Genomic DNA, 11817 nt, shown 5'->3' with positions numbered 1-11817 from the left:
TTTCTTTTTAGTAATCCATATAATCCTCTAACTTCTTACATTTAAAACAACAAACATAAACCACTGTAAATCTTCACATTAAAACAACCACATTGCAAATCAACAGGAGTTCTGTTATTCTTTCAACAAATATCCGCCTATTGCACAATCTAAACACTTAGCTTTGTCACAATAGTTCGTTTTTAACTGAATCAATGCCTGTGAATCCAGAGCATTTTTGGAAACTAATTTCAGCTCTGAAAACTTCGATATAATACCATTTTTTTCAGCTTTTACTTCTTTTAAGATAGTTAAGAATCCTTCATAATCATACCCTCCAGAGTTTTTCATGAATACAAACTTCATCGGAATAATAACATTTATTACCAACAGATTTATGAAGGATTTGCTGGTAAACTTATTGCTCTTTTTACTAGAAGTTTGAAAGGTATAATGTTCTCTCCAAAACTCATCAACCTTTACAGAAAATAGTTCATAAAATATAGAAAGTTCTTTCGCATTTATAATTCTAGAAAAGAGATCTGGGTATTTAACAATCAAGGCTACTAATTGTGCAATCCGAATTGTAGGAAAATTTGCTGGACGCATTCGGAAAAATTGAAACTCTTTTTTTTCTAATGATTTTAGCTGAAACTTATGTTTAATATAAGCATACTCCTTTTTTAATTTTCGAAAATAAGCTTCGTCCAGTTCCTCTCCTAAAAAGCCAGCTTGTCCAAACAATAAAGCAGAAAGCTGTGTTTGATTAAAGCGTAATTTTCTCAAAACACCATAGGGAAAAGATTTTGCCAACTTCAAAAAAGAATCTCCATTAACTTTAGTTCCAAAAGCCTTAGCTATTAAACAAAACAGTACAGCTTCATAATCGTTATTAGTTAAGCTCAACAATTCTTGGATAAAAATTGTTTTGCGTTCAAGTCTTTCAAAATAAAGTCTTTCAATCCAATTACTCAATAAAAAAGGATCCATGCGGTGTAGTTGTTTTTCACAAAAAATCCAGTTTGTATTCTTATACATTAACTTTGTGTAATTACTCATCACAGTAGGCTTTACAAAGTCTTTTAATATTAGAGTTGGTAAGGGCTTTTCATTTTTCATATAAACATCAACATCATGTTCCCAAACAACATGAAGAATTACTGCGTCATAATTCTGATCAAACTCATGCTGATGAACATACCAATCTGATGATTTCAAATGCATTTCAACATTTCCGATCCATAGCTGGTCATTAAAAAGAATTTTTGCATTCAAAAAATCTGGTCCTGCCCCCTTGTTACACGTTCCAATGTTAATAATTTCAAGTTTCTCTTTTGCAGAAGTCATTAACTTATGAGTATAAATAAGTTTTTGACTCCATAAAAAATGAAGTAAATCTTCTTTCATAAACAATTATTTAGCAATTAATTATGTTAAAGTTATAAAAATAAACTGGTTACCAAAATGGGTTTATGAAACTTTAGTTAAATTATAAATAAAAACTAGTCCTTCATAATTATTTACAATACATTTACATTCCTTCTAACTACAATCTAATCTATTTTTGTAAAACCAAATATTATACAAATGAGCAATAGTATAGACAATTTAAAATGGCGTTATGCTGTTAAAAAATTCGATAGCAATAAAATTATCTCTGACGAAAAAATCAATATCCTTAAAGAGGCATTTAACCTTACCGCAACTTCTTATGGCTTACAACCCTATAAATTGGTTGTTTTGAGTAATAAAGAGTTACAACAACAATTAGTTGAGCACTCATGGAACCAACAACAAGTGGCACAAGCTTCTCATGTATTTATTATTACTGTTCCTAAGGAAATAACTTCTGAAGATGTTGAAGACTATTTTAAACTAGTTAAAGAAATAAGAAATACTCCTGATGATATTATTAAGCCTTTTAAAGAAATGCTTTCAAATAGTATCTCAAGTAAATCGCCTGAAGAATTATTTCAATGGATGAAAAATCAAGCTTACCTAGCTTTAGGGAATTTAATGACTGTTGCTGCTAATGAAAAGATTGATACTTGTCCAATGGAAGGTTTTATTCCTTCAAAATACGACGAGGTTTTAGGTTTAGATAAATTAAATTTAAAATCTGTTCTTGTCCTGCCAATTGGAATTAGAGCTGAAGATTGTTTCATGAAAGACCTTGAAAAGGTTAGAAAAAAAACAGAAGATATCGTTATAGAACTATAACATTTCTATTTTAATACGAATTATGAACTATGTGATAAACTTTAAAATTTAGTACATTCGTAGTTCATAATTCTATTGTATGCAACCACTTCATATAATCTTATTAATACTTGGATATTTTGGTGTATTAATAGGCATTTCTTTTTTTACTGGAAAATCTGCCAATAACTCTACTTTCTTTAAAGCCAATAATTCATCTCCTTGGTATTTAGTTGCCTTTGGAATGATCGGAGCTTCTCTATCAGGAGTAACCTTTATATCCGTTCCAGGATGGGTAGAAGGGCAACAAATGAGTTATATGCAAATGGTTTTGGGTTATGTTATTGGTTATGCTGTTATTGGTTTAGTTTTACTACCTCTTTACTATCGTTTAAACCTTACTTCTATTTACACCTATTTAGGAGATCGTTTCGGTATGTTTTCTTATAAAACTGGTGCCTCTTTTTTCCTACTATCAAGAGTAATTGGAGCTTCATTCCGGCTATTTTTGGTTGCCAATGTATTACAATTAATACTATTCGATAACTATGGAATTCCTTTTTGGGTTACAGTAATCATCACCATTTTATTGATATGGCTTTACACCTTCAAAGGTGGAATAAAAACTATTGTTTGGACAGATACTTTACAAACATTATTCATGCTAATTTCCGTAGGGGTTTGTATTGTTATGATTTCTGAAGAATTACAAATTGATAATTTGTTTACTTATGTATCAGAAAATAAATTGTCTAAAATGTTCTTTTTTGATGACATTAATGCTGGCAACTACTTCTGGAAACAGTTTTTTTCGGGTGCTTTTATAGCTATTGTTATGACTGGATTAGATCAAGACATGATGCAAAAAAATCTTACTTGCCGTAATTTAAAAGATGCTCAAAAAAATATGTTTTGGTTCACAATAGTTCTTGTCATCGTGAATTTCTTTTTCCTTTCTTTAGGTATTTTATTGACTGACTATGCGCAAGCCATCGAAATAGATGCTCACAAAGATGAATTATTCCCACTTGTTGCCATGAGTGGAAAACTTGGTATTGCAACTTCTTTGTTTTTCCTTTTGGGTCTTATTGCAGCGGCATACTCAAGCGCTGATAGTGCGTTAACATCATTAACCACTTCTTTCAGTATTGATATACTAGAAATTGATAAAAAAGAAGACGAGAAAGAGCAAGTAAGAATTCGAAAAAGAATTCATATCATCTTTTCTTTTGTTCTTGCTGCTACTATACTTATTTTCAAATATTTCATAGCAGATGAAAGTGTTATTGTTAAAATATTTCAATTTGCCGGTTATACTTACGGTCCTTTATTAGGTCTTTATGCTTTTGGGTTATTTACAAAGCTAAAAGTAAGAGATAAACTTGTTCCTTTGGTTTGTATCATCTCTCCATTTCTAACCTACTTCGTTAGTCATTTGAGTAAAACTCAATTTGGCTTCGATTTTGGTTTCTTTGTTTTAATAGTAAATGGAGCACTGACATTTTTAGGTTTATTAAGTATTCAAAAACAAACTTCAAATGGGTAAAAAAGGGAAAGAAAAAAATACTGTAAACAAAGCAAAACACAGTAGATTGATGAAACAAAAAGCGAACAAGCTAAAATCTGAAAAGCTACAGAGAAAAGAAAAACTTAAAGCCATTATAAAAAAAGCTAACGAACAAAACAACTATACAAATGACAGCCAAACAACTGATAACTAAATTTGATTTAACTGAACACCCTGAAGGGGGGTATTTCAGAGAAACCTATAGAAGTGAAGGAATAATTGAAAACAACAATTTACCTGACGAATTCAACGGAAATAGGAACTTCAGTACCTCAATTTATTTCCTATTGACTTCTGAAAAGTTTTCTGCTTTCCATAAAATAAATCAAGATGAAATTTGGCATTTTTACAAAGGAAGTTGTTTAAAACTGCATATGATTTCTCCTGAAGGAGATTATTCATTCGTTTTAATAGGCAACAACCTAGAGGCAAACGAAATACCCCAATTTGTTGTTCCTGCTGGATACTGGTTTGCTGCTGAGGTAACAGAAAACAATTCGTATTCATTCACTGGTTGTACTGTTGCCCCTGGTTTTGATTTCAATGATTTTGTTTTACCAAAAAGAGAAGAACTTATTGAACTATTTCCAAAACACAAGGATATTATAACTAGACTTACACATCATTAAAAAATAAAATGAGCCTCTGAAATAGAGGCTCATTTTATTTTTAGCTTAGTTACACTAAATTACTTTACGACAAACACTACGTTTATCAAAGCGTTTAAATCAGTAGGTTGTCCTATAATTGTATAAGTCAATACACCATTTGCGTCAATAGACATGGTTCCGGTATTAAACACGGTTGAATCAGCAAAAGTTACATAGTAATATAAATCTGTTGCCGCATAGGTAGGTATTGCGCTTGGAGCTCCCGTGCTTCCAGCAACTGGAGTTGCAAATTGAGCTGTATACTCATTATATAAGTTCAATGTAAAGGTTCCATTCGTACTAGCGTCTATGGCAATTGATGGTGGGTAAAATACTCTAGCGGCTCTTGAGGTTATCGGAGCAATTGCTTGTACCACTTGTTCAACTGTTGATTCATTGCCTGCCCCAGGGTCGCCGATAATATTATCGACATCCACTGGAGTAACAATGCTAACTTCTGAGGCATTTTGATCATCAGTAGCGGTTTGCCAACCTGTACTAGTATATCGGTAAATTTTTTGATCTGTTGTATTAAATAGAATTGAACCAATACTAATTCCTGTAGTTAAAGAACCCATTTCAGTACCAGTAGCAGTTGGTAATCCCATAAGAGAATTGGCATCAATTTGTCCATAAGATATACTCATGACAAACAAGAGAAGCCCTAATAAATTAGTTTTCATAATGTTAAAGTATTTTATTTTTCACTAACAATTAAGTAGTTTTTAATCTCGCGTTAAAAATACATGTTTTTCTTTTTTTTTAATCCAAATAAAGTATTTTTATCGCGAAAATACTAATTGCTGACCCCCACATCTTAAATGAAAAAACACTACTACCTACTACTAACATCTTTATTTTTTTACACATATATTTTAGGACAAACTGGACCAGGAGGTGTCGGAGCTCGCAACGGTTCTTCATCCTTAATTGTATGGCTTAGGGCTAATGATCTAAACGCTGATGGCAATATAACAAACAACCCTACTAACGGAAGTTCCGTTTCAACTTGGGCTGACTTTAGCGGAAACTCAAATAACTTTACTCAATCTGGAACACGGAGACCAACATATAACTCTTTGGGCACATTCGACGCGGTAAACTTCAATTCAAGTGTAACTACCGCTCAATTTATGAACGGTACAGTAAGTAATGTATATCGAAATGCAAGTGTTTTCATTGCTACGAACCCTGTTAATACTGGAAATTCTCACTCCTTATTAGACAACCCCTCAGCTTCTTTAAGGGTTGAACAATGGTCTAACACCAATAGAGTTGGACTTACAAGATATGGGATTTCTGATTATAGAACCAACATTCCTTCGCCTTTCAATACGAACTCAATAATATCCTATCACAAGAGAAGAAATTCTTCAAGCGTTGAGGTTAGAGTGAATAATGCTACTCAGAATTTAAACATTGGTTCTTCTACAGCAGGAATCCCTCTGGGTAGAATTGGTAGAAACTCTAATGGAGCAGATGAGGCTAGTGGAGACTTTTTCGAAATAATTTTTTTCCGTAGAAGAGTAAACAATGCTCAAAAGATTATTATTGACAATTACCTCTCTGCGAAATATGGTAGCATAGCAATTCCTGTGAATGTATATGATGAAGATGACGCTAGTTCAGGAGATTATGATCATGATGTTGCTGGTATAGGAAGAACAAATTCCTCAAATCTGCACAATGATTCCCAAGGAACTGGAATTGTAAGAGTATTAAACCCAACGAACTTAGGTAATAATGAATTTTTAATGTGGGGACATGATAATGGTGACTTACAAATGAATACGGGATTAAACGCTCCGAGCATCCTTAGAAGCAGACTATCTAGGACTTGGAGGGTTAGTGAAACCAATACCTCTGGTGCATCTGTGGATGTAGGAAATATCGATATGAGATTCGACTTAACAGGAATAACGGGTGTTTCTGCTGGAAACCTCCGGCTTATAGTGGATACCGATAATGACGGTAATTTTAATGATGAAACACCTATTTCAGGAGCAATAAATCTGGGTAGTAATGTTTATGGTTTCAATGGAGTTTCTTCAATATCCAATAACAGAAGATTTACCTTAGGTCTTGCATTAACTAAAATTATTACCAACAGAAGGATCACGCATAGGGTGAATAATTAAACATGTTAAAAAACAATATTTTAGTTCTATTTTCTATATATTGACGGTATATTTCACAAAAAAATGAAACCAAAAACCCGTCTTTTAATTTATATACTGATTTGCTTTGCACAAGGAGCGTCCGCTCAGACTGGACCTGGCGGTGTTGGTTCTCGCGATGGTTCTTCCTCTTTAATTATTTGGCTTAGAGCAAATGATCTAAATGCGGATGGCAATATTAATAATAACCCAACTAATGGAAGTTTAGTTTCTACTTGGTCTGACTTCAGTGGAAACGCCAATAATTTTACCCAAACCGGAACCAATAGACCAAGTTATAACTCTTCAGGAACTTTTAATGCTGTAAACTTTAACTCTAGTTTAGCAGCTGCCCAATTTATGTTTGGTTCAACTGCTGGAGTTTTCCCTAATGCAAGTACATTTATTGCTATCAACCCTGTTAACACAGGAAATTCGCATACCTTACTAGATCATTCATCGGCTTCATTAAGGGTTGAGCAGTGGTTTAATACGAACAGAGTTGGACTTACTAGGTATGGAATTGCCGATTACTCAACAACAATAGCCTCTCCTTTTAACATTAACTCCATTATATCCTACCACAAACCTGCTGGTTCGTCAATAGTGGAAGTTCGAGTAAATGGAGCAACGCAGAATTTAAATATTGGATCAACTACCGCCGGTATTCCTCTAGATAGAATTGGTAGAAACTCAAATGGTGCTGATGAGGCAAGTGGAGATTTTTTCGAAATCATCTTCTTTAATAGTAGAGTCAATGATGCTCAAAAAATTATTATTGACAATTATCTTTCTGCAAAATTTGGAAGTATTAATATTCCAATAAATGTTTATGATGAAGATAATGCTGGTGCAGGAAACTATGATCACGATGTAGCTGGAATAGGGAGAGTAAATGCTTCAAACTTACATAATGATTCTCAAGGTACAGGAATTGTAAGGGTTCTAAATCCGACGAATTTAGGGAATAATGAATTCTTTATGTGGGGACATGATAACGGTGCGCTACAAATGAACAGCGGATTAAATGCTCCTAGTATTATTAAAAGCCGATTAACAAGAATATGGAGAGTTAGTGAAACCAATACTTCTGGTGGAGCCATTGATGTTGGGAATGTTGATATAAGATTTGATCTAACTGGTATAACTGGTGTCTCAACAGGAAATATACGTCTCTTAGTAGATACTGATAACGACGGAAATTTTAATGATGAAACCCCCATTTCAGGGGCTGTTAATCTAGGAAGTAATATTTATAGTTTTAATGGAGTTTCCTCTATTTCCAACAATAGAAGATTTACACTTGGTCTTGCCTTAACTACCATTATTACCAACAGAAGAATTACACATAGAGTAAATAATTAAAAAAACAACCGATTAGAGTCGGTTGTTTACTTATCTATTGAACCTAAAACTCTTTGCATAAAATTATTAAGAGCTTCTTTCTTTGGCATTCCATCCTTCACCATTTTAGAAACCTCAACAGCTCCATACATATTAGATATTAGTTCTCCAATTACATCAAGCTCTTCATCTTTTAATGAAGGTACCTCTGTTAAAGCTTCTAATGTTTCAATTGTTTCAAGAACATAATCTTGATCATTCTCTTCTATAAAAGAAGTTAAGTGTTTTATTACAGGTAATTTCATATTAACTTAAACTACTTCGTTTACTAATTCTTTTAATACATCAAACTTATTGGTTTGTACCTGACTTATAAACTCACCATCAACATACGTCGCAAAGGTTGGTAAATTATCAACATTAGCTAATTTTCTACTTTCAGGAAATTTTTCAGCATCAGCAATTACAAATATTACATCTTCATTTTCAGAAGAAAGCTTTTTAAACTTAGGCTTCATAATTCTACAATTTCCACACCAAGTTGCTGAAAATTGAACCACCACTTTTTTATTATCAGAAACAATTTGACCTAAATTGTCTTGATTTAATTCTTGTACCATGATTTTATTTTTTAATGTTAGAGCAAAACTGATTAGAAATACCGAGTAAGGTATTTTTCGGAAAAGAAAGCTCGTGTTTACAAAGTACTGCAAACACGAACTATATTCTTTTAGTTTACAGCTAAATATTCTGCTGTAGACTTTGCATTAGGTTGCATTGCTTGCTTTCCTTCTTCCCAGTTAGCTGGACACACTTCACCTTTTTCTTGTACGTGAGTATAAGCATCAATTAAACGTAAATATTCATTTACATTTCTACCGATTGGCATATGGTTAACACCTTCATGAACAACAGTACCTTCCTCATCAATAATATAAGTAGCTCTGTAAGTTACGTTATCTCCCTCTACCTGTACAGTTCCTGTAGCCTCATCATAAGTCTCATTAGAAATATCTAAAATACCTAAGATTGAAGATAAATTACGGTTGCTATCAGCTAATAAAGGATAAGTTACTCCTTCGATTCCTCCATTATCTTTAGATTGGTTTAACCATGCGAAGTGCACTTCTGGAGTATCACAAGATGCTCCAATTACCACTGTGTTTCTTTTTTCAAATTCTGGCAAAGCAGCTTGAAAAGCATGTAATTCGGTTGGACAAACGAAAGTAAAATCTTTCGGGTACCAAAATAACACTACCTTTTTCTTGTTATTCACTGCTTCTTCTAAAACATTTAACTTGAACGTATCTCCCATCTCGTTCATTGCATCAACGCTTAAATTTGGAAATTTCTTACCAACTAATGTAGCCATCTTTTTATTTTTTATGAATTAATAATTAATGTATTCTATTTAATTGAGGGCAAATTTATTCTCTTTATTAGTTTTAAAAGAGTAAAAACAAAAATATTTTCCTATGGTTTAATAGAAATAATCAATACGTACACCTATAGCTTATCATTTATTTTTATGATCTTTACTAAACATCTAAAAAACAAATAATTAAATTTAAAAACCTCTACACTGATAGTTTTAAACTATCAAACTATAAAATCAATAAATAAAAATTATTCATTATTTCATCTTAGCTTTGGGCTATTCTAATTTTTAAAACATTACTAACAAATGGAAAATTCTAATTCACATTCAAGTAACGGAAAAGGAAAGTGTCCTTTTTCTCATGGACCACTTGATCATGGCGCTGGTCATGGTACGTCAAATAGAGATTGGTGGCCAAACCAACTTAAATTAAATATTCTTAGGCAACAATCTTCTTTATCTGACCCGATGAATGAAGACTTTAACTATGCTGAAGAATTCAAAAAAATAAACTTAACAGAGCTCGCCAAAGATATAGATGCTGTAATGACTAATTCTCAAGATTGGTGGCCTGCAGATTATGGCCATTATGGACCATTTTTTATTAGAATGGCATGGCATAGCGCCGGAACCTATAGAATACATGATGGAAGAGGTGGCGCTGGTTCTGGAACTCTTCGCTTTGCTCCACTAAATAGCTGGCCAGACAACGGAAACCTAGATAAAGCAAGAAGATTACTTTGGCCTGTTAAGCAAAAATATGGTAAAAAGCTTTCATGGGCAGATCTAATGATTTATACGGGAAATCGCGCTCTTGAAACTATGGGATTCAAAACATATGGTTTTGCTGGTGGTCGTGAAGACATATGGGAGCCTGAAGAAGATATTTATTGGGGAAAAGAAACTACTTGGTTAGGAGATAAAAGATATACCGGCGATCGTGAGCTTGAAAACCCATTGGGTGCTGTTCAAATGGGACTAATATATGTAAACCCTGAAGGACCAAATGGGACTCCTGATCCAATTGCTTCTGGAAGAGATATTAGAGAAACCTTTGGTAGAATGGCTATGAACGATGAAGAAACTGTTGCTTTGGTGGCCGGAGGTCATACTTTCGGAAAGGCTCATGGGGCAGCCGACCCCGATAAACATGTTGGAAGAGAACCTGAGGGGGCTTCTATTGAGGAACAAGGACTTGGTTGGAAAAGCACTTTTGGTTCTGGTCATGGTAATGACACTATTACTAGTGGAATTGAAGGAGCTTGGACCCCAAATCCTATTCAATGGGACAATGATTTTTTTGATGTTTTATTTGGATATGAATGGGAGTTAACAAAAAGTCCAGCTGGAGCCCATCAATGGAGACCGACTGATGCTTCAAAAGCAAGAAAAGCTCCGCAAGCCCATGATAGTTCAGCTACACAAGATTTGATGATGACAACTGCTGACATGGCTTTAAAACTCGATCCAATTTATGCTCCTATCTCCAAAAGATTTTATGAAAATCCAGATGAGTTTGCTGATGCTTTTGCAAAAGCGTGGTTTAAGTTGACGCACAGAGATATGGGACCTAAATCATTATACTTAGGTTCAGAGGTTCCAAATGAAGATTTAATTTGGCAAGACCCAATACCTGCTATTGATTATGACTTAGTAGACAACAACGATATTGAACAATTAAAGACTCAAATTCTTAATAGTGGTTTGTCAGTTTCTCAGTTAGTTTCAACTGCTTGGGCCAGTGCTTCAACTTTTAGAGGCTCAGACAAACGAGGTGGTGCTAACGGGGCTAGAGTTCGTTTAGCTCCTCAAAAATATTGGGAAGTAAACAACCCTCCTCAACTATCAAATGTTTTGAAAACCTTAGAAGATATTCAACAAAACTTCAACAATGCTCAATCTAGTAACAAGAAAATATCACTTGCTGATGTTATAGTTCTTGCTGGTTCTGCTGCCATTGAAAAAGCAGGAAAAGACGCAGGCCATAACCTTTCTGTTTCTTTCGCACCTGGAAGAAATGACGCTTCGCAGGAACAAACAGATATTGAATCGGTCGCCGTTTTAGAACCTTGGGCGGATGGTTTTAGAAATTATAAGAAAAGTAAATATGCCATTTCTGCCGAAGAATTATTAGTAGACAAGGCTCAATTACTAAAATTAACAGCTCCTGAAATGACTGCTTTGGTCGGAGGAATGCGTGTTTTGAATACAAATTTTGATGAATCTAAGCACGGAGTGTTTACCAATTCGCCTGAAACTTTAACCAATGATTTCTTTTTAAATCTACTAGATTTAAATACTGAATGGACACCTATTTCCAATGACAAGACTATTTTTGAAGGAAAAGATAGAAACACAGGTACTGTTAAGTGGACAGCCACCAGAGTAGATTTAGTTTTTGGTTCAAACTCTGAGTTAAGAGCAATTGCTGAAGTTTATGGATCGAGTGATGGTGAAGAGCAGTTTTTAACCAACTTTGTTAGCGCTTGGGTAAAAATTATGAATTCGGATAGATTCGACTTGTAATAATGAATTACTAATACA

The 11817-nt window shown here is 33.8% G+C and carries 12 protein-coding genes; 7 read left to right on the top strand and 5 right to left on the bottom strand.

Annotation, left to right across the window (positions count from 1 at the left end; genetic code table 11):
- Positions 1 to 114 precede the first annotated feature (114 nt).
- Positions 115 to 1386, bottom strand: a complete 1272-nt coding sequence (locus ACKTTV_RS20410) for a DUF2851 family protein (RefSeq protein ID WP_408032738.1) — start codon at positions 1384 to 1386, stop codon at positions 115 to 117.
- Between the two features lie 180 nt (positions 1387 to 1566).
- Between ACKTTV_RS20410 and ACKTTV_RS20405 the strand changes: the two genes are divergently transcribed.
- The 4 genes from ACKTTV_RS20405 to ACKTTV_RS20390 all read left to right on the top strand — a co-directional run bounded on the left by ACKTTV_RS20405 (position 1567) and on the right by ACKTTV_RS20390 (position 4374).
- Positions 1567 to 2199 (top strand): NAD(P)H-dependent oxidoreductase, encoded by a 633-nt coding sequence (locus ACKTTV_RS20405; protein WP_408032737.1) that lies wholly within the window; start codon positions 1567 to 1569, stop codon positions 2197 to 2199.
- Positions 2200 to 2278: 79 nt separating this feature from the next.
- On the top strand, positions 2279 to 3724 hold the full coding sequence (locus tag ACKTTV_RS20400) for a sodium:solute symporter (RefSeq protein WP_408032736.1): 1446 nt from the start codon (positions 2279 to 2281) through the stop codon (positions 3722 to 3724).
- On the top strand, positions 3717 to 3899 hold the full coding sequence (locus ACKTTV_RS20395; protein WP_408032735.1) for a hypothetical protein: 183 nt from the start codon (positions 3717 to 3719) through the stop codon (positions 3897 to 3899). The genes ACKTTV_RS20400 and ACKTTV_RS20395 overlap by 8 nt, the downstream gene beginning before the upstream one ends.
- Complete coding sequence (locus tag ACKTTV_RS20390) at positions 3874 to 4374, top strand: cupin domain-containing protein (RefSeq protein ID WP_408032734.1); 501 nt, start codon at positions 3874 to 3876, stop codon at positions 4372 to 4374. The genes ACKTTV_RS20395 and ACKTTV_RS20390 overlap by 26 nt, the downstream gene beginning before the upstream one ends.
- Before the next feature lie 59 nt (positions 4375 to 4433).
- On the opposite strand, the gene ACKTTV_RS20385 is transcribed toward ACKTTV_RS20390, so the two are convergent.
- Complete coding sequence (locus tag ACKTTV_RS20385; RefSeq protein WP_408032733.1) at positions 4434 to 5078, bottom strand: hypothetical protein; 645 nt, start codon at positions 5076 to 5078, stop codon at positions 4434 to 4436.
- A 138-nt stretch (positions 5079 to 5216) separates the two neighbouring features.
- Between ACKTTV_RS20385 and ACKTTV_RS20380 the strand changes: the two genes are divergently transcribed.
- Positions 5217 to 6533 carry a hypothetical protein gene (locus ACKTTV_RS20380; RefSeq protein ID WP_408032732.1) on the top strand — a complete coding sequence of 439 codons (1317 nt, stop codon included), beginning with the start codon at positions 5217 to 5219 and terminating at the stop codon, positions 6531 to 6533.
- 63 nt (positions 6534 to 6596) lie between these two features.
- Positions 6597 to 7916, top strand: a complete 1320-nt coding sequence (locus ACKTTV_RS20375) for a hypothetical protein (protein WP_408032731.1) — start codon at positions 6597 to 6599, stop codon at positions 7914 to 7916.
- 26 nt (positions 7917 to 7942) lie between these two features.
- Here the strand turns inward: ACKTTV_RS20375 and ACKTTV_RS20370 are convergent, their stop codons facing one another.
- The 3 genes from ACKTTV_RS20370 to ACKTTV_RS20360 all read right to left on the bottom strand — a co-directional run bounded on the left by ACKTTV_RS20370 (position 7943) and on the right by ACKTTV_RS20360 (position 9267).
- Positions 7943 to 8200: a DUF6952 family protein gene (locus tag ACKTTV_RS20370; RefSeq protein ID WP_408032730.1), complete on the bottom strand. Its 258-nt coding sequence runs from the start codon at positions 8198 to 8200 to the stop codon at positions 7943 to 7945.
- Positions 8201 to 8206: 6 nt separating this feature from the next.
- Positions 8207 to 8515: a thioredoxin family protein gene (locus ACKTTV_RS20365; protein WP_408032729.1), complete on the bottom strand. Its 309-nt coding sequence runs from the start codon at positions 8513 to 8515 to the stop codon at positions 8207 to 8209.
- 110 nt (positions 8516 to 8625) lie between these two features.
- Entirely contained in the window at positions 8626 to 9267 is a 642-nt protein-coding gene (locus tag ACKTTV_RS20360; RefSeq protein ID WP_408032728.1) for a peroxiredoxin, read from the bottom strand.
- A gap of 312 nt (positions 9268 to 9579) precedes the next feature.
- Here ACKTTV_RS20360 and katG point away from each other — a divergent pair, with 312 nt between their 5' ends.
- Positions 9580 to 11799, top strand: coding sequence for a catalase/peroxidase HPI (katG, locus tag ACKTTV_RS20355; protein ID WP_408032727.1), 2220 nt, complete (start codon positions 9580 to 9582; stop codon positions 11797 to 11799).
- Positions 11800 to 11817 lie beyond the last annotated feature (18 nt).

Source organism: Tenacibaculum xiamenense (genome assembly GCF_964513065.1).
Taxonomy (GTDB): Bacteria; Bacteroidota; Bacteroidia; order Flavobacteriales; family Flavobacteriaceae; genus Polaribacter; species Polaribacter xiamenense.
Note: the sequence above shows the minus strand (reverse complement) of the source record. Positions and strands in the feature narration are given on the sequence as shown.

What these genes read in the sequence shown, in the direction of transcription:
- ACKTTV_RS20410 (WP_408032738.1), bottom strand. Translation starts at nt 1,386, where the DNA reads ATGAAAGAAGATTTACTTCATTTTTTATGGAGTCAAAAACTTATTTAT.
- ACKTTV_RS20405 (WP_408032737.1), top strand. Translation starts at nt 1,567, where the DNA reads ATGAGCAATAGTATAGACAATTTAAAATGGCGTTATGCTGTTAAAAAA.
- ACKTTV_RS20400 (WP_408032736.1), top strand. Translation starts at nt 2,279, where the DNA reads ATGCAACCACTTCATATAATCTTATTAATACTTGGATATTTTGGTGTA.
- ACKTTV_RS20395 (WP_408032735.1), top strand. Translation starts at nt 3,717, where the DNA reads ATGGGTAAAAAAGGGAAAGAAAAAAATACTGTAAACAAAGCAAAACAC.
- ACKTTV_RS20390 (WP_408032734.1), top strand. Translation starts at nt 3,874, where the DNA reads ATGACAGCCAAACAACTGATAACTAAATTTGATTTAACTGAACACCCT.
- ACKTTV_RS20385 (WP_408032733.1), bottom strand. Translation starts at nt 5,078, where the DNA reads ATGAAAACTAATTTATTAGGGCTTCTCTTGTTTGTCATGAGTATATCT.
- ACKTTV_RS20380 (WP_408032732.1), top strand. Translation starts at nt 5,217, where the DNA reads ATGAAAAAACACTACTACCTACTACTAACATCTTTATTTTTTTACACA.
- ACKTTV_RS20375 (WP_408032731.1), top strand. Translation starts at nt 6,597, where the DNA reads ATGAAACCAAAAACCCGTCTTTTAATTTATATACTGATTTGCTTTGCA.
- ACKTTV_RS20370 (WP_408032730.1), bottom strand. Translation starts at nt 8,200, where the DNA reads ATGAAATTACCTGTAATAAAACACTTAACTTCTTTTATAGAAGAGAAT.
- ACKTTV_RS20365 (WP_408032729.1), bottom strand. Translation starts at nt 8,515, where the DNA reads ATGGTACAAGAATTAAATCAAGACAATTTAGGTCAAATTGTTTCTGAT.
- ACKTTV_RS20360 (WP_408032728.1), bottom strand. Translation starts at nt 9,267, where the DNA reads ATGGCTACATTAGTTGGTAAGAAATTTCCAAATTTAAGCGTTGATGCA.
- katG (WP_408032727.1), top strand. Translation starts at nt 9,580, where the DNA reads ATGGAAAATTCTAATTCACATTCAAGTAACGGAAAAGGAAAGTGTCCT.